The sequence below is a fragment of the Streptomyces sp. RG80 genome (assembly GCF_040446465.1).
Classification (GTDB): Bacteria; Actinomycetota; Actinomycetes; order Streptomycetales; family Streptomycetaceae; genus Streptomyces.
Window position 1 is genome coordinate 834190 of sequence record NZ_JBEAAJ010000001.1, and the last position, 20033, is coordinate 854222.

A 20033-nucleotide genomic window follows, 5' to 3' on the forward strand; every position below is an offset into this window, starting at 1 on the left:
TGAGACTCAAGCTCTCCATCCGGGACTACGCTCGTCCATGACGACACCTGCCCCCCTGTGAAAGCGGAGTTGCCGCCATGCCGTCCAATGACGCCCGGAACCTCATGCAGACCGCTGTACCTACAGCGGCGGTCGGCGCGGTCACCGTTGCCGTCAGTGGCGTGGTCGCGGGCGGCAAGGGGGCCATCGGGGCGGCCGTCGGCACGGTACTGGCCATCCTCTTCATGGGAATCGGTCTGTACGTCCTGCAATGGACGGCAAAAACGCTCCCGCAGTTGTTCCAGGCCATGGGGCTGATGCTCTATGTCGCCCAACTCCTGTTGCTTCTGATCTTCGTCGCCCTTTTCCAGGACACCTCTCTCTTCAACCCGAAGGCGTTCGCGGCCGCACTCGTCGTCGCGACCGTCGTGTGGATGGGCGCACAGGCCCGAGCCCACATGAAGGCCAAGATCTTCTACGTCGACCCGGACTCCGAAAAGAGCGGGAAGTCGGAGAAGTCAGGGTCGTCGTCGTGAGGGGTAGGGCCGGGATAAAGGGTGGGAAGAACTCCTGCTATCGTCCGGTGCCAACTGCGGCATCGCGGGCGCGGGCATCTGAGCTGACGCCTGCTCAATCGCGAGGCTTGATGCCCCCCAGCCGCCCCCACATCCGTAACACCTGTCCGGTGCCGACCAGCGGCTGCGCGCCGCGCCGACACAACGAGGTAGCCGTACCCATGCGTCACGCCGAAGGAGCCCGTGGTGAGTGCTGACCAGACCCAGCTCGCCTTTGACTGGAGTTGTCGGATCATGTCCGACAACGGGTGTGGCTTCCCGGCTCCGGGCCTGCACTCGTTCCTGTTCCAGCCGATCGCCACGGTCGGCGGGTTCGAGTTCAACAAGGTGATGCTGCTCGCCCTCATCACCACGCTGCTCGTCATCACCTTCTTCTATGCCGCGTTCGGCAAGGCCAAGGTCGTCCCGGGCAAGCTCCAGATGGTCGGCGAGGCCGGCTACGACTTCGTGCGCCGCGGCATCGTCTACGAGACGCTCGGCAAGAAGGAAGGCGAGAAGTGGGTGCCTCTCATGGTGTCCCTCTTCTTCTTCATCTGGATCATGAACATCTGGTCCGTGATCCCGCTGGCCCAGTTCCCGGTGGCCTCGGTCTTCGCCTTCCCGGTGGTGCTCGCCGGCCTCGTCTGGATCCTCTGGGTCGGTCTGACGTTCAAGCGTCACGGCTTCGTGGGCTTCTTCAAGAACGTGACGGGCTACGACAAGTCGCTCGGCGCCGTGCTGCCGCTCGTGATGATCATCGAGTTCCTGTCGAACCTGTTCGTCCGCCCCTTCACGCACGCGGTCCGGCTCTTCGCCAACATGTTCGCCGGCCACCTGATGCTGGTCATGTTCACCGTCGCCTCCTGGTACCTGCTGAACGGCGCGATGATCCCGGCGGCCGGTGTCTCCTTCGTCATGACCATGGTCATGATCCTCTTCGAGCTCTTCGTGCAGGCCGTCCAGGCGTACGTCTTCGTGCTGCTGGCCTGCTCGTACATTCAGGGCGCTCTCGCCGAGCACCACTGAGCCCCTACCCCCAAGCCCCAGAACGTCCGGTGGCCAACCCCCGCCGGTCCAAGAAAGAGAAGGAAGAATCAGCATGGCTGCCACTGAGACCCTCGCCGCTGTCTCCGGTTCGCTCGGCTCCATCGGCTACGGCCTCGCCGCCATCGGCCCCGGCGTCGGCGTCGGCATCATCTTCGGTAACGGCACCCAGGCCCTCGCCCGTCAGCCCGAGGCCGCCGGCCTGATCCGCGCCAACCAGATCCTGGGCTTCGCCTTCTGTGAGGCGCTCGCCCTCATCGGCATCGTCATGCCGTTCGTGTTCGGTAAGTAATTACCGCTTACCTGACACGTTTCGACGAAAGGCACTGATGTGATCGCCAATTGGGTACAGCTGGCGGCCGAGGAAGAGCAGAACCCGCTCATTCCTCCGGGCCCCGAGCTGCTCGTCGGCACCATCGCCTTCGCCATCGTGTTCTTCTTCTTCTGGAAGAAGCTGCTTCCGAACATCAACAAGGTTCTGGAAGAGCGCCGCGAGGCGATCGAAGGCGGAATCGAGAAGGCCGAGGCCGCGCAGGTCGAGGCTCAGAGCGTCCTTGAGCAGTACAAGGCTCAGCTCGCCGAGGCCCGGCACGAGGCCGCGCGTCTGCGCCAGGAGGCGCAGGAGCAGGGCGCCACGCTCATCGCCGAGATGCGCGCGGAAGGCCAGCGGCAGCGCGAGGAGATCGTCGCCGCGGGTCACGCGCAGATCGAGGCCGACCGCAAGGCCGCGTCCTCCGCGCTGCGTCAGGACGTCGGCAAGCTCGCCACCGACCTGGCCGGCAAGCTCGTCGGCGAGTCCCTCGAGGACCACGCCCGACAGAGCCGCGTGATCGACCGCTTCCTCGACGAGCTCGAGGAGAAGGCCGAGGCCGCGCGATGAACGGAGCGAGCCGCGAGGCCCTGGCAGCCGCACGTGAGCGTCTCGACGCGCTGACGGACAACACGTCCGTGAACGCCGGCACGCTCGCCGACGAGCTGGCCGCCGTCACCGCGCTGCTCGACCGCGAGGTGTCGCTGCGTCGGGTCCTGACCGACCCGGCGCAGGCCGGCGAGGCCAAGGCCGAACTGGCCCAGCGCCTCCTCGGAGGGCAGGTCGGCGGCGAGAGCGCCGATCTGGTGTCCGGCATGGTGCGCTCCCGCTGGTCGCAGTCGCGCGACCTCGCGGACGCCCTCGAGGAGCTGGCGAACATCGCCGACCTCACCGCCGCACAGCAGGCGGACGCGCTCGACGACGTCGAGGACGAGCTGTTCCGGTTCAGCCGGATCGTCTCTTCCAACACCGGTCTGCGTGCCGCGCTGACCGACCGCGCCGCGACGGTGTCGGCCAAGAGCGAGCTGCTGCGCAGCCTCCTCGGCGGCCGAGCCCACGCGACCACCGAGCGTCTGGTGACGCGTCTTGTGGCCGCGCCTCGGGGACGTAGCCTGGAGTCGGGACTGGAGTCCCTGTCCAAGCTCGCCGCCGAGCGCCGGGACCGCCTGGTCGCGGTCGTCACCTCGGCGGTGCCGCTGAGCGACACGCAGCGGCAGCGCCTGGGCGCCGCCCTCGCGAAGCTCTACGGCCACACGATGCACCTCAACATCGACGTGGACCCCGAGGTCCTCGGCGGGATCCGGGTGCAGGTCGGTGACGAGGTCATCAACGGCTCCCTCGCGGACCGTATCGAGGACGCCGGCCGCCGCCTGGCGGGCTAGCAGCAACTTCATAAGCAGTACGTACAGACGGCCCGGTTGGGCCGTGCAGAGGATTCCTGGGGGTCGCCCCCAGACCCCCAAAGTGAAACTTCGGGCCCAACAAGGAGAGCAGGGAACCCAGATGGCGGAGCTCACGATCCGGCCGGAGGAGATCCGGGACGCGCTGGAGAACTTCGTCCAGTCGTACAAGCCGGACGCGGCCTCGCGCGAGGAGGTCGGTACGGTCACCCTTGCCGGCGACGGCATCGCGAAGGTCGAGGGTCTCCCCTCGGCCATGGCCAACGAACTGCTGAAGTTCGAGGACGGCACCCTCGGCCTCGCGCTCAACCTGGAAGAGCGCGAGATCGGCGCCATCGTCCTCGGTGAGTTCAGCGGCATCGAGGAGGGTCAGCCGGTCACGCGTACCGGCGAGGTCCTGTCGGTCGCCGTGGGCGAGGGCTACCTCGGCCGTGTCGTCGACCCCCTCGGCAACCCGATCGACGGCCTCGGCGAGATCGAGACCAGCGGTCGTCGCGCCCTCGAGCTGCAGGCTCCGGGCGTCATGGCCCGTAAGTCGGTGCACGAGCCGATGGAGACCGGCTACAAGGCCGTCGACGCGATGACCCCGATCGGCCGTGGCCAGCGTCAGCTGGTCATCGGTGACCGTCAGACCGGCAAGACCGCCCTGGCCGTCGACACGATCATCAACCAGCGTGACAACTGGCGCTCCGGCGACCCGAAGAAGCAGGTCCGCTGCGTCTACGTCGCCATCGGCCAGAAGGGCTCGACCATCGCCTCCGTGCGTGGCGCCCTCGACGAGGCCGGCGCGCTGGAGTACACGACCATCGTCGCCGCCCCGGCGTCCGACCCGGCCGGCTTCAAGTACCTGGCGCCGTACACCGGTTCGGCCATCGGTCAGCAGTGGATGTACGAGGGCAAGCACGTCCTCATCATCTTCGACGACCTCTCGAAGCAGGCCGACGCCTACCGCGCCGTGTCCCTGCTGCTGCGCCGCCCGCCGGGGCGTGAGGCCTACCCGGGTGACGTCTTCTACCTGCACTCCCGTCTCCTCGAGCGCTGCGCGAAGCTCTCCGACGAGCTGGGCGCCGGTTCGATGACGGGTCTGCCGATCGTCGAGACGAAGGCCAACGACGTCTCGGCGTTCATCCCGACCAACGTCATCTCCATCACCGACGGCCAGTGCTTCCTGGAGTCGGACCTCTTCAACGCCGGTCAGCGCCCCGCGCTGAACGTCGGTATCTCCGTCTCCCGAGTCGGTGGTTCCGCGCAGCACAAGGCGATGAAGCAGGTCTCCGGCCGTCTGCGTCTGGACCTGGCCCAGTACCGCGAGCTGGAGGCGTTCGCCGCCTTCGGTTCCGACCTGGACGCCGCGTCGAAGTCGCAGCTGGAGCGTGGTCAGCGTCTGGTCGAGCTGCTCAAGCAGCCGCAGTACCAGCCGATGCCGACCGAGGACCAGGTCGTCTCCGTGTGGGCCGGTACCACCGGCAAGATGGACGACGTCCCGGTCGCCGACATCCGCCGCTTCGAGAAGGAGCTCCTGGAGTACCTGCACCGCAAGGAGCAGGGCCTCATGACCTCCATCAAGGAGGGCGGCAAGATGTCGGACGACACGCTCACCGCCATCGCCGACGGCATCGCGGACTTCAAGAAGCAGTTCGAGACCTCGGACGGCAAGCTTCTCGGCGAAGACGCGCCCGCCGCGGCCAAGTGACGACGGAAGGGACCTGACTCATGGGAGCCCAGCTCCGGGTCTACAAGCGTCGCATCCGATCCGTCACCGCGACCAAGAAGATCACGAAGGCGATGGAGATGATCGCCGCCTCGCGTGTCGTCAAGGCGCAGCGCAAGGTGGCGGCCTCCACGCCGTACGCGACCGAGCTCACCCGCGCGGTCACGGCGGTCGGAACCGGCTCGAACACGAAGCACCCGCTGACCACGCAGGCCGAGACGGTCGTGCGGTCCGCGGTGCTGCTCCTGACGAGCGACCGTGGTCTCGCCGGCGCCTTCAACTCCAACGCCATCAAGGTGGCGGAGCAGCTGACCGCGCGTCTCGAGGCCGAGGGCAAGGAGGTCGACACGTACATCGTCGGCCGCCGCGGTCTGGCCCACTACAACTTCCGCGAGCGCAAGGTCGTGGAGTCGTGGTCGGGCTTCACCGACGAGCCCACGTACGCGGACGCGAAGAAGGTCGCGGGTCCGCTGATCGAGGCCATCGAGAAGGACACGGCCGAGGGTGGCGTGGATGAACTCCACATCGTCTTCACCGAGTTCGTGTCGATGATGACGCAGACGGCGCTCGACGACCGTCTGCTGCCGCTCAGCCTCGAAGAGGTCGCGAAGGAGGCCGCCCCCAAGGGCGAGATCCTCCCGCTGTACGACTTCGAGCCCTCGGCGGAGGACGTCCTCGACGCCCTTCTGCCGCGCTACGTGGAGAGCCGTATCTACAACGCGCTTCTCCAGTCGGCCGCTTCGAAGCACGCCGCCACGCGGCGCGCGATGAAGTCGGCGACCGACAACGCGGGCGAGCTGATCACCACGCTCTCCCGTCTTGCCAACGCGGCCCGCCAGGCCGAAATCACCCAGGAAATCAGCGAGATCGTCGGTGGCTCCGCAGCCCTGGCCGACGCGACCGCGGGGAGTGACAGGTAATGACGACGACAGTTGAGACGGCCGCTGCCACGGGCCGCGTCGCCCGGGTCATCGGCCCGGTCGTCGACGTGGAATTCCCCGTCGACGCCATGCCCGACATCTACAACGCCCTTCACGTCGAGGTGGCCGACCCGGCCCAGGACGGCGCGAAGAAGACGCTGACCCTGGAGGTCGCCCAGCACCTGGGTGACGGCCTGGTCCGCACCATCTCGATGCAGCCCACCGACGGTCTGGTCCGCCAGGCCCCGGTGACCGACACCGGTGCCTCCATCACCGTGCCGGTCGGCGACTTCACCAAGGGCAAGGTGTTCAACACCCTCGGTGAGGTGCTGAACACCGACGAGCAGTACACGGGCGAGCGCTGGGGCATCCACCGCAAGGCCCCGAACTTCGACGAGCTCGAGTCGAAGACCGAGATGTTCGAGACCGGCGTCAAGGTCATCGACCTTCTCACCCCGTACGTCAAGGGTGGAAAGATCGGTCTGTTCGGTGGTGCCGGCGTCGGCAAGACGGTGCTCATCCAGGAGATGATCTACCGCGTCGCCAACAACCACGACGGTGTCTCCGTGTTCGCCGGTGTCGGTGAGCGCACCCGTGAGGGCAACGACCTCATCGAGGAGATGGCCGAGTCGGGCGTCATCGACAAGACCGCCCTGGTCTTCGGTCAGATGGACGAGCCCCCGGGCACCCGTCTTCGTGTGGCCCTGGCCGGTCTGACCATGGCGGAGTACTTCCGCGATGTGCAGAAGCAGGACGTGCTGTTCTTCATCGACAACATCTTCCGCTTCACGCAGGCCGGTTCCGAGGTCTCGACCCTGCTCGGCCGTATGCCCTCCGCGGTGGGTTACCAGCCGAACCTGGCCGACGAGATGGGTCTCCTCCAGGAGCGCATCACCTCGACCCGTGGTCACTCGATCACCTCGATGCAGGCGATCTACGTCCCCGCGGACGACCTGACCGACCCGGCCCCGGCGACCACCTTCGCCCACCTCGACGCGACGACGGTTCTGTCCCGTCCGATCTCCGAGAAGGGCATCTACCCGGCCGTGGACCCGCTGGACTCGACGTCCCGCATCCTCGACCCCCGGTACATCGCGGCGGACCACTACAACACCGCGATGCGCGTCAAGACGGTCCTGCAGAAGTACAAGGACCTTCAGGACATCATCGCGATCCTCGGTATCGACGAGCTGGGCGAAGAGGACAAGCTCGTCGTCCACCGTGCCCGTCGCGTGGAGCGCTTCCTGTCCCAGAACACCCACGTCGCCAAGCAGTTCACCGGCGTCGACGGGTCGGACGTGCCGCTGGACGAGTCGATCACCGCGTTCAACGCGATCATCGACGGCGACTACGACCACTTCCCGGAGCAGGCGTTCTTCCTGTGCGGTGGCATCGAGGACCTGAAGGCCAACGCCAAGGAGCTCGGCGTCTCCTGAACTCACTGAGTTCGAAGTGAGCCCCGTGGCTCACGTCTGAGGGGGCGGGGTGCGTCCCGCCCCCTCTTTCACGCCTACTGCTGCATCCCCTGGGGGCAACCCCCAGACCCCCGGCCGTACCCCGGGGCGGGCCCCGACACATTGCCGCTCGGCGCCCTACTAGACTTGCCAACAACACCCGGCATTAGAACGTCGGGTGGTGACCCGAGGAGCCACCTTGGCTGCTGAGCTGCACGTCGCGCTGGTCGCGGCCGACCGAGAGGTCTGGTCCGGCGAGGCCACCCTGGTCGTCGCGCGCACCACGTCCGGCGACATCGGCGTCATGCCCGGTCACCAGCCGCTGCTCGGTGTGCTGGAGTCGGGCCCGGTGACCATCCGTACGAGTGATGGTGGAACGGTCGTCGCCGCGGTGCACGGCGGTTTCGTCTCGTTCGCGGACAACAAGCTGTCGCTGCTGGCCGAGATCGCCGAGCTGTCGGACGAGATCGATGTCCAGCGCGCGGAGCGTGAGCTGGAGCGCGCGAAGGCGGAGGGTGACGCCGCCGCCGAGCGCCGCGCGGATGTACGAATCCGTGCGGCGGCGACGCGCTAGCCTGCGCGAGACCGTATGACGTCACTCAGCCGCGGCTGGGACCGGAGGAATCCGGCCCTGGTCGCGGCTGAGGCAAATGTGGAAGTTTTTTCCATTCCGTTACCGAGTAGACGAGGAGGTCGGTGTCGATGGTCCTCGCTCTGACTGTGTGCGGATTGGTCGTGGCCCTTGTGGTGGTGGGGCTGTTCGTCTTCGGCCTGCGCCGCAGACTCATCCAGCGGTCCGGTGGCACCTTCGACTGTTCGCTGCGCTGGGACGTACCCGAGAAACCGGATACCAACGGCAAGGGCTGGAGCTACGGCGTCGCCCGCTACAACGGCGACCGCATCGAGTGGTACCGCGTCTTCTCCTACGCCTACCGCCCCCGCCGGGTCCTGGAGCGCGCCGCGATCGAGGTCGCCGGGCGCCGGCTGCCCGAGGGCGAGGAGGAGCTGGCGCTGCTCTCCGACGCGGTCATCCTCACCTGTCTGCACCGGGGCACGCGTCTGGAGCTCGCCATGAGCGAAGACGCGCTGACCGGTTTCCTCGCGTGGCTGGAGGCAGCCCCGCCCGGTCAGCGCGTCAATGTCGCCTAGTACTGCTGATTAGTGCTGCTCGCTACCGCTGTCAGCTGAGCCCGTTGTTGATGGCGCTGACCAGCTCACCGTTGCCGGTGTCACCGCTGAACTCCCAGAAGAAGGCGCCGCCCAGACCCTGGTTCTTGGCCCAGGTCATCTTGGTGCCGATGGTGGCCGGGGTGTCGTAGGACCACCAGTTGTTGCCGCAGTAGGCGTACGCCGTGCCCGCGATGGTGCCGGTGGCGGGGCAGGAGTTCTTGAGGATCTTGTAGTCCTCGATGCCCGCCTCGTAGGTGCCGGGGGCCGCGCCGGTCGCCGTGCCGCCGGGGGCGGCCTGGGTGACACCGGTCCAGCCGCGGCCGTAGAAGCCGATGCCGAGCAGCAGCTTCTTCGAGGCGACGCCCTTCGACTTCAGCTTCGCGATCGCGTCGGCGGAGTTGAAGCCCGCCTGCGGGATGCCGGAGTACGAGGTCAGCGGCGAGTGCGGGGCGGTCGGGCCCTGCGCGTTGAAGGCGCCGAAGTAGTCGTACGTCATCACGTTGTACCAGTCGACCGAGGCCGAGGCGCCGCCGTAGTCGGCCGCGTCGATCTTGCCGCCGGAGGAGCCGTCGGCCGTGATGGCCGCGGTGACCAGGTAGTTGGAGCCGAACTCGGTGCGCAGCGCCGACATCAGGTTCTTGAAGGCCGCGGCGCCCGAGGTGTCGCAGGTCAGACCGCAGGCGTTCGGGTACTCCCAGTCGATGTCGATGCCGTCGAAGACATCGGCCCAGCGCGGGTCCTCCACGACGGCCTTGCAGGACTTGGCGAAGGCGGCCGGGTTCTGCGCGGCCTGGCCGAAGCCGCCGGAGTAGGTCCAGCCGCCGAAGGAGTACAGCACCTTGATGTGCGGGTACTTGGCCTTCAGCTGGCGCAGCTGGTTGAAGTTGCCGCGCAGCGGCTGGTCCCAGGTGTCGGCGGTGCCGCTGACGGACTGGTCGGCGGTGTAGGCCTTGTCGTAGGCGGCGTAGGTGTCGTCGACGGTGCACTGACCGTTCTTGACGTTGCCGAACGCGTAGTTGATGTGGGTGATCTTCGCCGCGGAGCCCGAGCTGACCAGGTTCTTGACGTGGTAGTTGCGGCCGTAGACGCCCCACTCGGTGAAGTAGCCGAGCTTGACCTTGTCGCCGGTGGGCGGCGGGTCGGTGGTGCCGCCGGTGGTCTTGACGGCGACCGAGCCGCTGACCGGGCCGGTCTGGTCGGCGGTGTCGCGGGCCTGGACCGTGTAGGAGTAACTGGTGCCGGCGGTCAGGCCGGTGTTGGTGTACGAGGTCGTGGTCACCGTCGCGACCTTGGTGCCGTCGCGCAGGACGTCGTAGTTCTTGACGCCGTTGTCGTCGGTGGCCGCGCTCCAGGACAGCTTCACCGAGGTGTCGGTGATGTCGGAGGCGGTGGGGGTGCCGGGGGCGCTCGGCGCGTTGTCGCCCGGGTTCGTGGTGCCGCCGTCACAACTGCCGCCGTTGAGCTTGCAGTTGCCGGGGGAGCCGGAGCCGCTGCCGTTGAAGCCGAAGGAGACGGAGGCGCCGGGGGCGAGGGTGCCGTTCCAGGACTTGTTCTTGGCGGTCCAGTGGGTGCCGGAGGAGGTGACGTCGGCGTCCCAGGCGGAGGTGACGGAGGTCCCGGAGGGGAAGTCCCACTCGACCGTCCAGGAACTGAGACTGGTGGTGCCGGTGTTCTTGACGGTCCACTTGCCTTCGAACCCGGTACCCCAGTCCTGCGACTTGACGTACGTGGCGGTCGCCGACGTCGCCGCCTGGGCGGGGCTCGCCAGGCCGACGAGGCCGGCGAAGGGGAGCACCAGGGTCGCGATCCCTGCCGCGACTCTGTGTCTGAAGCGCATGCCGCGCCTCCTTGGGGGTTGGGGCGTGACTGAGCCTTCACGCCACGGTGCGGCGAGAATAGAAAGGTCTGGACCACAGGTCAATAGGTCTGGACCACTCTGTATGCAAAGGAGTACGCGGCCGCTCAGATGCCCAACTCTTGCGCCAGCACCGCCGCTTGCACCCGGCTGCGCAGCTCCAGCTTCCCCAGCAGTCGGCTGACGTGCGTCTTCACCGTCGCCTCCGCCATGTCCAGCCGGGTCGCGATGTCCGCGTTGGACAGCCCCTCGCCCAGACAGGACAGCACCTCGCGCTCGCGGCGGGTGAGGGCGTCGAGGACCGCCGGGTCGACACTCGGCTGCCGTACGGGCTTGGCGGCGAACTCGGCGATCAGGCGCCGGGTGACGGCCGGGGCGACGATGCCCTCGCCGCGCGCCACCGTCCGCACGGCCGCGATGAGGTCCTTGGCCTCGGTGTTCTTCAGCAGGAAACCGCAGGCCCCCGCCCGCAGGGCCCCGAACACGTACTCGTCGAGGTCGAAGGTGGTCAGCACCAGGACGTCCGCGAGCCCTTCCTCGGTGACCTTCCGGGTCGCCGACACCCCGTCCAGACGCGGCATCTGTACGTCCATCAGCACCAGGTCGGGCCGCAGTTCCCGGGCCAGCGCCACCGCCTGCTCCCCGTCGGCGGCCTCGCCGACCACCTCGACGTCGGGCGCGCTGCGCAGGATCAGGACCAGCCCCGCGCGTACGGCGGACTGGTCCTCGGCGACGAGCACGCGGACGGGCCGGCTCATGCGAGGTCTCCTTCGGTGATGTCGAGGTTGACGGGGAGGACGGCGCGCACGGCCCAGACCTTGCCGCCCGGGGAGCTCTCGGGGCCGGACTCGAAGGAGCCGCCGAGCAGCGCGGCCCGCTCCCGCATACCCACCAGACCGGCCCCCGAACCAGGCGCGCTCGGGCCGTCGCGGTCGCCGTACGGGCTGGTCACGGCGATGGTGAGGGAGCCGTCGGGCTGGCGCAGGGTCACCGTGACGAGCCCGGGGCAGGCGTGCTTGAGGGCGTTGGTCAGGGATTCCTGGACGATCCGATAGGCGGCGAGCTCGACGGGGGCCGGCAGGGTCGTGTCGTGCTCGGCGTCCAGCGTGACGTCGAGGCCGTTGGCGCGGGCGTCGTCGACCAGGACGCCGAGGCCGTCGAGGGTCGGGACAGCGCTGGGTTCACTGTCGCCGTCCCGCAGGATGCCGATCAGCCGGCGCATCTCCTCGAGTCCCTTGACGCTGTTCTCGCGGATGACGCCGAGGGCCTGTCGGGACGTCTCCGGATCGTCCAGCGACAGAGCGGCGGTGGAGTGGATCGCGATCGCCGAGAGGTGGTTGGCGACCATGTCGTGCAACTCCCGTGCCATCCTGGCGCGTTCGGCGACGACGGCCTGGGCGCGGTCCATCTCGGCGAGCAGCGCGGTCTGTTCGGCGCGCAGGCGCGCGGCCTCGGCCGCGTCGCGGTGGTTGCGGACGATCCAGCCGGTGGCGGCGGGCCCGTACGCCACGACACCGACGACCACGCCGATCAGCAGCGCCTCCGGCACCCGCCACACCGCGAACGGCACCAGCGTCCCGGCCACCGTGAGCAGTCCGGTGATCCACTGGATGCGGCGGGCGGAGGCGAGCGGGCCGTACAGGACGGCCGCGTAGACGACGTCGGTGAACATCAGCACCGACGCGAGGCTGCCCTGGGTCAGCAGGTCCGCGCAGATCGCGACCGTGCCGGTCAGCAGGGCCGTGCGGGGCGCCGTGCGGCGCAGCAGCTCGCAGCCGGCCAGCACGGTGAGCGGCACCAGCACCGGCCAGGGGCCGTCGAGGAGGGTGATCGGGTCGTCGGACCGTCGGGTGCCGAGGCCCGCGAGGACGAGCAGCAGCCCGCCGAGCAGCCCGCCGACCGCGATGTACACGTCGAAGCGGTGCGGGCGGGGGAGTCGTACGGCCATGACCCCATCCAACACGCGAGGGCCACGCTCCGCCTGATCCCCGCGAACGGTTCGGGACTGCATCCTTCGATGTACCGCCACTTCGTCACCGCCGACGACGAAAGCGGCCGGTCCCGACGCGAGCCTGGAAAGGTGAGCGAAGGGAGCGAACGGTGATCGTCGGGCTGATCGTCGCCTGCGAGGTGGCGTTCTGGGTACTGCTGGCCGCGGGACTGACGTTCCGGTACCCGCTGAAGATGCCACGGGTCGGGATGGCCCTGCTGTTGTGCGAGCCGCTTCTGGAGCTGGTGCTGTTCACGGTCACGGCGGTGGACCTGCGGGGCGGCGCCGAGCCGGACTGGAAGCACGGCCTGGCCGCCGTCTACATCGGCTTCACCGTGGGCCTCGGCCACTCCACGATCCGCTGGGCCGACGCCCGCTTCGCCCACCGTTTCGCGGACGGTCCGCCGCCGGTCCGGCCACCGAAGTACGGAACGGCCCGCGCCGTCCACGAATGGAAGGTCGCGGGCCGCTGGATCCTCGCCGCGCTGGTCGCCATCGCGCTGTTGCAGGCCGCCGCCTGGTACGTCGGCGGCGCCGGCGAGACCGGCTCGCTGCGGGACTGGCAGCAGCGCATGCTGTGGTTGATCGGCATCAACCTGCTGATCGCCGGCAGCTACACCCTGTTCCCCAAACGCGAGAGCTAACGCTCCCCGCCCGGGACCCACAGGACGTCGCCCTCGGCCTTGTTGGCCGTCCGGGCGAGGATGAACAGCAGGTCCGACAGCCGGTTGAGGTAGGTGGCGGTGAGGGGGTTCATGGTGTCCCCGTGGGCCTCCATCGCCGCCCACGTCGAGCGCTCGGCGCGGCGTACGACCGTGCAGGCCTGGTGCAGCAGGGCCGCGCCCGGGGTGCCGCCGGGCAGGATGAACGACCGGAGTTTCTCCAACCGCTCGTTGAAGTGGTCGCAGTCCGCCTCCAGCTTGTCCACGTAGAACTCCTCGACCCGCAGGGGCGGGAACTCCGGGTTCTGCACGACGGGCGTGGACAGGTCGGCTCCGACGTCGAACAGGTCGTTCTGCACCCGGGTGAGGACCTTCACGACCTCCTCGTCGAGCCCGCCCAGCGCGATCGCCGTGCCGATCACCGCGTTCGCCTCGTTGGCGTCGGCGTACGCGGCGATCCGCAGGTCGGTCTTGGCGACCCGGCTCATGTCGCCGAGGTTGGTGGTGCCCTTGTCGCCGGTCTTGGTGTAGATGCGCGTCAGATTGACCATGAGGTCAGCCTAATTACGCGCCCGACGTCCGGAAGACCCGTGTGCCCACCGTCACGGACAGGGCGGTGAGGGCCAGGGCGGCCAGGGCGCCGTACAGCATGTGGTCCGTCGCGTACCGGCCGACGTAGGCGTCGCGCATGGCGTCCACCAGATAGCGGAACGGCATGAAGTGCGAGAGGACGTCCAGCCAGCCCGGGCCGAGGGCCATCGGGAGCATCAGGCCGGAGAGCAGCATGGACGGCATCGACACGGCGTTGATGAGCGGGCCGAACTCCTGGGGTGTGCGGACCTTCATCGCCACCGCGTAGGACAGCGAGGCGAGCGAGACCGTGAGCAGCCCGACGAACGCGAAGCTGATCAGGATGCCGGAGAGCGGCGCCCTGAGCCCCATCGCCAGCGCGGCCAGCACCAGCAGCACGGCCTGGAAGACGAAGACCGTCGCGTCCCGCAGCACCCGGCCAAGGAGCAGCCCGAGCCGGCTCACCGGCGTGACCCGCATCCGGTCGACGATGCCCGACCCCTTCTCCAGGATGATCATGGATCCCGCGAACAGGGCCCCGAACAGCCCGGGTTGCAGCAGCAGCCCGGGCACCAGCACCTGCCATGAGCTGCCCTGTCCGCCGAGCGGCAGATCGGTCAGCAGGGGACCGAAGAAGAGCAGATACAGCAGCGGCATCAGCACCCCGAAGAGCAGCGCGAAGCGCGAGCGCAGGGACTGGCGCAGATAGCGGCCGTAGATGAGTGCGGTGTCGTGGATCAGCATGTCGCGGGTCCTATACGGCTACGGGGGCGGCGTCGGCCGGCGTCGCGCTGCGGCCGGTGATGGCGAGGGACGTGTCCTGGAGGGTGGCGTCGATCGAGCCGCCGTACTCCAGCTTGAGCGCGCTCGGCGTGCCCTCGGCCACGACCACGCCCCGGTCGACGATCACCAGGCGGTCGGCGAGGGCGTCGGCCTCGTCGAGGTGGTGGGTGGTGAGGAAGACGGTCGTGCCGTGCTCGGCGCGCAGGCGCCGGATCAGGTCCCACAGGTCGGCGCGGCTGCCGGGGTCGAGTCCGGTGGTCGGTTCGTCGAGGAACAGCACCTTCGGGCGATGGGTGAGCGCCATCGCGATGTCGAGGCGCCGGCGCTGGCCGCCGGACAGCTCCCCGCACTTGCGGTCGAGCAGCTCGGTCAGGCCGAGGTCGCGGGCCAACACCTCGGCGCGGTCGCGGGCCCGGGGTTTCGTCAGCCGGTAGAGCCGACCCTGGGTGACCAGCTCCTCGCGCACGCTGATCTGCGGGTCGACGCCGCCTGCCTGGGCCACGTATCCGCAGGCCCGGCGCACTCCGGCCGGGTCGGTGGCGAGGTCGTGGCCGGCGACGGTGGCGGCCCCAGGAAGCCGAGGATCTCGCCCTCGCGGACGCTCAGGTCGATACCGCGCACGGCGTCCACGGGGCCCTGCCGGGCGGCTGAGCCGTGGAAGGGTGGCGGAGGGTGGTCGGTCGGGCACCGTTGGTTCCCTGGTGTCGCCCCTTTTGCGAGGTGCCCGGCGCTGTACGCCGCGGCCCTCACGCCGCTTTACCGCCGGAGGCACCCGCACGGGTTCGTGACCGTGACCATCGCGGAGGTGGCGGAGGCCGCCGATGTCTCCGTGAACACCGTCTACAACTACTTCCCGGCGAAGGAGGACCTCTTCTTCGACCGCTCCTCCGGTGTCGTCGAACAGCTCTCCCGCTGGGTGCGCGGCCGGGACGTGGGGGAGTCCGCCGCGCGGGCCGTGCTGCGCGAGCTGCGCGCGGACGTGGAGGCGGTCTCGCCCCGGGTCGGCCTCATGGAGGGCTACGACCGTTTCATGCGCTGCATCCACGAGGCGCCGCCGCTCCGTTCCCGGCTGTGGAGTCTCCAGCAGGAGATCCACGACCACCTCGAAGCGACCCTGAGGGAGGCGACCGGCGCCGTCGACGCGGACCCGCTGCCGGGGTTGATCGCCGGTCAGATCAGCTGGGTCCACTCGGAGGTGTTCGTCCACATCGGGCGTGAGATGGTCGCCGGGCGCAATCCGGACGAAGTGTCACGAGAGGTGCTGGCGCTTCTCGACGACATCGAGGAGCTGTTGAGCGAGAACGTGCTCAACTACGCCGTACGAGACCACTGATGACCGGCACCGGTGTGATGTCCGTCAGATGAGACGTGACGCGCATTACTTACCGGTCACACAGCACCTCACGAACGCTAAGGTCCGCCGAAGAGGCAATGTCAACAGCGGACAAGGCGTTTCAAAGGGGAGTCGCACAGTGGCACGGAAGCTTGCCGTCATCGGCGCCGGCTTGATGGGTTCCGGGATCGCCCAGGTCTCCGCACAGGCGGGCTGGGACGTCGTCCTGCGGGACGTCACCGACGAGGCACTCAAGCGTGGCACCGACGGCATCAAGGCCTCGTACGACAAGTTCGTGAGCAAGGGGAAGATGGAGGCGCACGACGCCGACACCGCCCTCGCCCGGATCACCGCGACCACCGATCTGGACGCCGCCGCGGACGCCGACGTCGTCGTCGAGGCCGTCTTCGAGAAGCTCGAGGTCAAACACGAGATCTTCCGCACGCTCGACAAGATCGTGCGGGACGACGCCGTGCTCGCCTCCAACACCTCCGCCATCCCGATCACCAAGATCGCGGCGGCCACCGAGCGCCCCGAGCGGGTCGTCGGCGTGCACTTCTTCTCGCCGGTGCCGATGATGCAGCTCGTCGAGCTCGTCCGCGGCTACAAGACGAGCGACGAAACCCTCGCCACCGCCCGGGAGTTCGCCGAGTCCGTCGGCAAGACCTGCATCGTCGTCAACCGGGACGTGGCGGGCTTCGTGACCACCCGACTCATCTCCGCCCTCGTCGTCGAGGCGACCAAGCTCTACGAGTCCGGTGTCGCGAGCGCCGAGGACATCGACCTCGCCTGCAAGCTGGGCTTCGGCCACGCCATGGGCCCCCTCGCCACGGCGGACCTGACCGGCGTCGACATCCTGCTGCACGCCACCGGCAACATCTACACCGAGACCCAGGACGAGAAGTTCGCCCCGCCGGAGCTGATGCGCCGGATGGTTGACGCCGGTGACATCGGGCGCAAGAGCGGGCAGGGCTTCTACAAGCACTGAACCAGGCACTGAAACCGCACAGGCCCCTGGAGTCTCACACCCAGGGGTGAATTCGGTATCGGTTCGCTTACAGACGGCAACCTCTGACCCTTCAAGGCAGTCAGAGGTTGCATCACCGGACATCACATTCGCGGAGCACCAGACGCACCACGGGGAGCGCATATGTTCATCAGGGGCGACCACGTCGAGCTGGTCGTCGGGGGCCGCCTCGACGTCCGCAGCGCGGCGGACGCCCGTACGGTCCTGCACACGGCCGTCGACGACGGAGTCGGCGATCTGGTGCTGGACCTGTCCGAGCTCGACTCCTGGGACGCCACCGGACTCGGGGTGATCATGGGGGCCCACCGCAGGGCCGGCCGCTGCGGCCGACGCCTGGTGCTGCGCGACGTACCGCCGCAGATGCAGCGCCTGCTGGTGGCCACCCGGCTGCACCGGATCCTGGCGATCGAGGGCGGTATCGGGGTGGAGTCCCTGCCCCGGGTGTGACCCCTCATGTGGATGCGGTGTGAGGGCCGGGTGTGTCGATGGTGAAACGCACGTCGCGCACAATACTCACGAGACTGTGACGTCTCGGACGGCGCGGTACCCCGGGCTGTCGTAGATACTGTGCGAAGGTTTAGGGTTCGGTCGCCCGCTGAGTGAATTCCCTGAATGAGCGGGCCCGGACCAGAAGCGACAGCGCGGTGTGCAGCAAGGCCGGGAGGGGCTCGGCACACGACGCTTTTGGGGGGCTTGAACCTATGGACCCGAACAACCGGGGACCCGAGGAGTACGGCCATGACGGTGACGGCGACCAGCCGCGCCAGCGCCCGCCCAGGGACCCCCTCACACCCGACTTCGGCCACAGCGCGCCCGCTCTGGCCCGCACGGTGCAGCTGGTCTCCGGTGACCACCTGCTCACCGTCAACCCCGTCGACGGCAGCGAGATAGAGGCCTGCCCGCCCGGCGAACGGCCCTCGCGGCCCCAAAAGCTCAGCGCCGCCGAACGCGCCGAAGTCGACCGCGCGGGCAAACCGCCCGTCCCGGCCGGCCTCACCCGTCCCACCCTGCACCTCCTGGCCCGCCAGGACGAACGCGAACGTCTGGTGCGCCTGCTCGCCCGAGGCCGTTCCGTACGCCTGACCGGCGCCGCCGGATCCGGTCGCACCAGCCTGCTCGACCTCGTCGCCGAGGACTGCTCGGACCTCGCCCCCGACGGCGTGGTCCGGCTCAGCGGCTTCGACCGCACCGCCGACGACCTGCTGTACGACCTCTTCTACGCCGTCTTCGGCGCCCCCCTGCACCGGCCCGACCACGAGGAACTGCTCGGGTACGTCCGGCAGATCGGCGCGGTCGTCGTCCTGGACGACATCGAGTTCGGCGGTGCCGCGCTCGAAGCTCTCCTCGACGCCACCCCCGAGTGCGCCTTCCTGGTCGCCGCGACGCCCGAGGTGCCCGCGCCGTCCGCCGGGTCGGGCCTGGAGGAGGTCTTCCTCAGCGGCCTGGACCGGGCCGGCGGTGTCGAGCTCCTGGAGCGCGGCGTCGGCCGGGTCCTCACCGAGGACGAGGCCAACTGGGCCGGCGACCTCTGGTTCGAGTCCGAGGGCCTGCCGCTGCGCTTCGTCCAGGCCGGCGCCCTGCTCCGGCAGCGCGACGAACTGCGGGCCAGCGCGGACGCCTTCGACGAGTTCGGGGTCTTCCAGGACGCCCAGGTCGACGCGCCCTTCGAGGCCGGCGACGGCCATGACGTACCCCTGCCCTCGCTCGCCGAGGGCGCCGCGCCCGCAGCCCTGCTCGCCGCCCGCCTCAGCGACTCGGCGCGCGCCGCGCTACGGTTCGCCGTGGCGCTCGGCGGCGAGGTGCCGCACCAGGCGCACCTGCCCGCCCTCGTCGGCGACACCCACGCGGACGCCGCCCTCGGTGAACTGCTGGGCTGTGCGCTCGTCTCCCCGGTCGGCTCCCGCTACCGGCTCGCCGCCGGCGTGAAGGCTCAGCTGGAGGCCGCCGGATACGGCGACGACGTCGAGGCCAAGGCGCTTGCCGCGGCCCAGCACTACGCCTGGTGGGCCGGCCACCCCTCGGTCACGCCCGAGCGGGTGTGCGCCGAGGCGGACGCCGTGCTCGCCGCCCTCGGCGTCCTCGTACCGGTGGCCCTGCCGCCCGTCGAGGACGACGAGGAGAGCGTCACCGTCCAGCTGGCCCGCACGGCGGCGCCCGCCTTCGCCGCCGGGCTGCACTGGAGTGCCTGGGAGCGGACCCTGCGGTTCGGCGCCGAGGCCGCCCGGATTGCCGGTGAGGTCGGCGAACGGGCCTACTTCCACCACGAGTTGGGCATCCTCGCGCTCTGCACCGGACAGCTCGACCAGGCTCGCTCCGAGCTGGAGGCCTCCATCGGGCTGCGCGGCGCCCTCGCCGACAAGCGGGGCACCGTCGCGGGCCGGCGAGCCCTCGCCCTGGTCGCCGACCGCTCCGGCATGCCGCTCGGCATAGCCGCAACCGCCGGCGAGGAGGTGCCCGACGCCCGGTACGAGGAGTCGCAGTCGCCGCCCGGTGGCGTCCCGGCCGCCTTCCCGCCGCTCCAGTCGCCGTTCGACAGCTCGACCCTGGTCACCAACCGGGTACCGGCGGCCCCCGTCCCGAACCGCAAGGCCCGGGGCGGTCTGCGGGGCCTGGCCCGACGCAACCTCGTCGCGGCCGGTGCGGGCGCCTTGCTCGCCGCCGTGCTCGGTACGGTCGTGACGCTCGGCGCCACCTCCGACAACGATCCCAACGCCCCGTCCAACAAGGTCGGCCCCAACCCGTCGGCCAGCCAGGGCGCGGACGACGGCAGCCTCGGCGCCGACCTGCCGAAGAACGACGACGGCTCCGGCGACACCGGCACCGCGACCAGCAGGCCCACCGACCCGGGCCCCGACGGCACCTACGGCACGTCGGACGACCCGACGCCCACGGACACCGCGGAGCCTTCGGACGACCCGAGCGGGACGAAGAGGCCGTCGAACTCGCCGAGCCAGACGCCCACGTCGAAGCCGCCGACGTCGACATCGAAGCCGCCTACCTCGTCGACGCCCACGCCGACTCCGACACCGACCGAGACCTCGGAGCCGCCGTCGCCCACGACCAGCCCGACTCCGGAGCCTTCGGAAGAACCGTCCACCTCCGACTCGGCCAGTGGACCGGCCTCCTCCAGCGCACCGGCCAGCACCTCCGCCAGCGCGCCGGAGAGCAGCGGTGCGGGTTCGCCGAGCGGTTCGGGCGCCGTGATCTGAGACGCTCGGCGGCACTGTCACACGGCACACAAGAAGGCCGGGTCCTGGAAACGGGACCCGGC

At 69.3% G+C, this 20033-nt stretch carries 19 protein-coding genes and 2 pseudogenes; 15 read left to right on the top strand and 6 right to left on the bottom strand.

What is annotated here, in order from left to right:
- Positions 1 to 77: 77 nt before the first annotated feature.
- The 10 genes from ABKA17_RS03870 (at position 78) to ABKA17_RS03915 (ending at position 8521) form a co-directional block, all read left to right on the top strand.
- Entirely contained in the window at positions 78 to 515 is a 438-nt protein-coding gene (locus ABKA17_RS03870) for a Cg1360 family ATP-synthase-associated protein (RefSeq protein WP_353690378.1), read from the top strand.
- Positions 516 to 740: 225 nt separating this feature from the next.
- On the top strand, positions 741 to 1559 hold the full coding sequence (gene atpB, locus ABKA17_RS03875; RefSeq protein ID WP_502994122.1) for a F0F1 ATP synthase subunit A: 819 nt from the start codon (positions 741 to 743) through the stop codon (positions 1557 to 1559).
- A gap of 73 nt (positions 1560 to 1632) precedes the next feature.
- Positions 1633 to 1869 (top strand): ATP synthase subunit C-like protein, encoded by a 237-nt coding sequence (locus ABKA17_RS03880; protein ID WP_015657805.1) that lies wholly within the window; start codon positions 1633 to 1635, stop codon positions 1867 to 1869.
- Between the two features lie 39 nt (positions 1870 to 1908).
- A complete protein-coding gene (locus ABKA17_RS03885) occupies positions 1909 to 2457 on the top strand; it encodes a F0F1 ATP synthase subunit B (RefSeq protein ID WP_353690379.1) in 549 nt (182 codons plus the stop codon).
- Positions 2454 to 3269 carry a F0F1 ATP synthase subunit delta gene (locus tag ABKA17_RS03890; protein WP_353690380.1) on the top strand — a complete coding sequence of 272 codons (816 nt, stop codon included), beginning with the start codon at positions 2454 to 2456 and terminating at the stop codon, positions 3267 to 3269. Before ABKA17_RS03885 ends, ABKA17_RS03890 begins: the two co-directional genes overlap by 4 nt.
- A gap of 121 nt (positions 3270 to 3390) precedes the next feature.
- On the top strand, positions 3391 to 4980 hold the full coding sequence (gene atpA / locus ABKA17_RS03895; RefSeq protein ID WP_353690381.1) for a F0F1 ATP synthase subunit alpha: 1590 nt from the start codon (positions 3391 to 3393) through the stop codon (positions 4978 to 4980).
- Between the two features lie 20 nt (positions 4981 to 5000).
- Entirely contained in the window at positions 5001 to 5918 is a 918-nt protein-coding gene (locus ABKA17_RS03900; protein WP_353690382.1) for a F0F1 ATP synthase subunit gamma, read from the top strand.
- Positions 5918 to 7354, top strand: coding sequence for a F0F1 ATP synthase subunit beta (atpD, locus tag ABKA17_RS03905; protein ID WP_353690383.1), 1437 nt, complete (start codon positions 5918 to 5920; stop codon positions 7352 to 7354). Before ABKA17_RS03900 ends, atpD begins: the two co-directional genes overlap by 1 nt.
- Positions 7355 to 7571: 217 nt before the next feature.
- Positions 7572 to 7946, top strand: coding sequence for a F0F1 ATP synthase subunit epsilon (locus ABKA17_RS03910; RefSeq protein WP_353690384.1), 375 nt, complete (start codon positions 7572 to 7574; stop codon positions 7944 to 7946).
- 128 nt (positions 7947 to 8074) lie between these two features.
- Entirely contained in the window at positions 8075 to 8521 is a 447-nt protein-coding gene (locus tag ABKA17_RS03915; RefSeq protein WP_353690385.1) for a DUF2550 domain-containing protein, read from the top strand.
- A 31-nt stretch (positions 8522 to 8552) separates the two neighbouring features.
- Here ABKA17_RS03915 and ABKA17_RS03920 read toward each other — a convergent pair whose 3' ends face one another.
- From ABKA17_RS03920 to ABKA17_RS03930, 3 genes are all read right to left on the bottom strand, one after another.
- On the bottom strand, positions 8553 to 10379 hold the full coding sequence (locus ABKA17_RS03920) for a glycosyl hydrolase family 18 protein (protein ID WP_353690386.1): 1827 nt from the start codon (positions 10377 to 10379) through the stop codon (positions 8553 to 8555).
- A gap of 125 nt (positions 10380 to 10504) precedes the next feature.
- A complete protein-coding gene (locus ABKA17_RS03925) occupies positions 10505 to 11155 on the bottom strand; it encodes a response regulator (protein WP_353690387.1) in 651 nt (216 codons plus the stop codon).
- A complete protein-coding gene (locus ABKA17_RS03930) occupies positions 11152 to 12345 on the bottom strand; it encodes a sensor histidine kinase (RefSeq protein WP_353690388.1) in 1194 nt (397 codons plus the stop codon). Before ABKA17_RS03930 ends, ABKA17_RS03925 begins: the two co-directional genes overlap by 4 nt.
- Positions 12346 to 12497: 152 nt before the next feature.
- Here ABKA17_RS03930 and ABKA17_RS03935 point away from each other — a divergent pair, with 152 nt between their 5' ends.
- Positions 12498 to 13031, top strand: coding sequence for a hypothetical protein (locus tag ABKA17_RS03935; RefSeq protein ID WP_353690389.1), 534 nt, complete (start codon positions 12498 to 12500; stop codon positions 13029 to 13031).
- On the opposite strand, the gene ABKA17_RS03940 is transcribed toward ABKA17_RS03935, so the two are convergent.
- The 3 genes and pseudogenes from ABKA17_RS03940 to ABKA17_RS03950 all read right to left on the bottom strand — a co-directional run bounded on the left by ABKA17_RS03940 (position 13028) and on the right by ABKA17_RS03950 (position 15032).
- Entirely contained in the window at positions 13028 to 13600 is a 573-nt protein-coding gene (locus ABKA17_RS03940; RefSeq protein ID WP_353690390.1) for a cob(I)yrinic acid a,c-diamide adenosyltransferase, read from the bottom strand. The two genes, ABKA17_RS03935 and ABKA17_RS03940, sit on opposite strands and share 4 nt — an antisense overlap.
- Positions 13601 to 13613: 13 nt before the next feature.
- Entirely contained in the window at positions 13614 to 14363 is a 750-nt protein-coding gene (locus tag ABKA17_RS03945) for an ABC transporter permease (protein ID WP_353690391.1), read from the bottom strand.
- A gap of 10 nt (positions 14364 to 14373) precedes the next feature.
- A pseudogene (locus ABKA17_RS03950) lies at positions 14374 to 15032 on the bottom strand (ABC transporter ATP-binding protein).
- A 145-nt stretch (positions 15033 to 15177) separates the two neighbouring features.
- Between ABKA17_RS03950 and ABKA17_RS03955 the strand changes: the two are divergent.
- The 4 genes and pseudogenes from ABKA17_RS03955 to ABKA17_RS03970 form a co-directional block, all read left to right on the top strand.
- Positions 15178 to 15735 (top strand): annotated as a pseudogene (locus tag ABKA17_RS03955) (TetR/AcrR family transcriptional regulator); the annotation flags it as partial.
- Positions 15736 to 15874: 139 nt separating this feature from the next.
- Positions 15875 to 16723: a 3-hydroxyacyl-CoA dehydrogenase family protein gene (locus tag ABKA17_RS03960; RefSeq protein WP_353690392.1), complete on the top strand. Its 849-nt coding sequence runs from the start codon at positions 15875 to 15877 to the stop codon at positions 16721 to 16723.
- Positions 16724 to 16885: 162 nt separating this feature from the next.
- Entirely contained in the window at positions 16886 to 17209 is a 324-nt protein-coding gene (locus ABKA17_RS03965; protein WP_046262498.1) for an STAS domain-containing protein, read from the top strand.
- Between the two features lie 254 nt (positions 17210 to 17463).
- Positions 17464 to 19971 (top strand): P-loop NTPase family protein, encoded by a 2508-nt coding sequence (locus ABKA17_RS03970; RefSeq protein ID WP_353690393.1) that lies wholly within the window; start codon positions 17464 to 17466, stop codon positions 19969 to 19971.
- Positions 19972 to 20033: the final 62 nt, after the last annotated feature.

Bases quoted from the DNA above. Each gene is read 5' to 3' on its own strand.
- ABKA17_RS03870 (WP_353690378.1), top strand. From the start codon at position 78: ATGCCGTCCAATGACGCCCGGAACCTCATGCAGACCGCTGTACCTACA.
- ABKA17_RS03880 (WP_015657805.1), top strand. From the start codon at position 1,633: ATGGCTGCCACTGAGACCCTCGCCGCTGTCTCCGGTTCGCTCGGCTCC.
- ABKA17_RS03890 (WP_353690380.1), top strand. From the start codon at position 2,454: ATGAACGGAGCGAGCCGCGAGGCCCTGGCAGCCGCACGTGAGCGTCTC.
- atpA (WP_353690381.1), top strand. From the start codon at position 3,391: ATGGCGGAGCTCACGATCCGGCCGGAGGAGATCCGGGACGCGCTGGAG.
- ABKA17_RS03900 (WP_353690382.1), top strand. From the start codon at position 5,001: ATGGGAGCCCAGCTCCGGGTCTACAAGCGTCGCATCCGATCCGTCACC.
- atpD (WP_353690383.1), top strand. From the start codon at position 5,918: ATGACGACGACAGTTGAGACGGCCGCTGCCACGGGCCGCGTCGCCCGG.
- ABKA17_RS03915 (WP_353690385.1), top strand. From the start codon at position 8,075: ATGGTCCTCGCTCTGACTGTGTGCGGATTGGTCGTGGCCCTTGTGGTG.
- ABKA17_RS03920 (WP_353690386.1), bottom strand. From the start codon at position 10,379: ATGCGCTTCAGACACAGAGTCGCGGCAGGGATCGCGACCCTGGTGCTC.
- ABKA17_RS03925 (WP_353690387.1), bottom strand. From the start codon at position 11,155: ATGAGCCGGCCCGTCCGCGTGCTCGTCGCCGAGGACCAGTCCGCCGTA.
- ABKA17_RS03930 (WP_353690388.1), bottom strand. From the start codon at position 12,345: ATGGCCGTACGACTCCCCCGCCCGCACCGCTTCGACGTGTACATCGCG.
- ABKA17_RS03940 (WP_353690390.1), bottom strand. From the start codon at position 13,600: ATGGTCAATCTGACGCGCATCTACACCAAGACCGGCGACAAGGGCACC.
- ABKA17_RS03945 (WP_353690391.1), bottom strand. From the start codon at position 14,363: ATGCTGATCCACGACACCGCACTCATCTACGGCCGCTATCTGCGCCAG.
- ABKA17_RS03965 (WP_046262498.1), top strand. From the start codon at position 16,886: ATGTTCATCAGGGGCGACCACGTCGAGCTGGTCGTCGGGGGCCGCCTC.
- ABKA17_RS03970 (WP_353690393.1), top strand. From the start codon at position 17,464: ATGGACCCGAACAACCGGGGACCCGAGGAGTACGGCCATGACGGTGAC.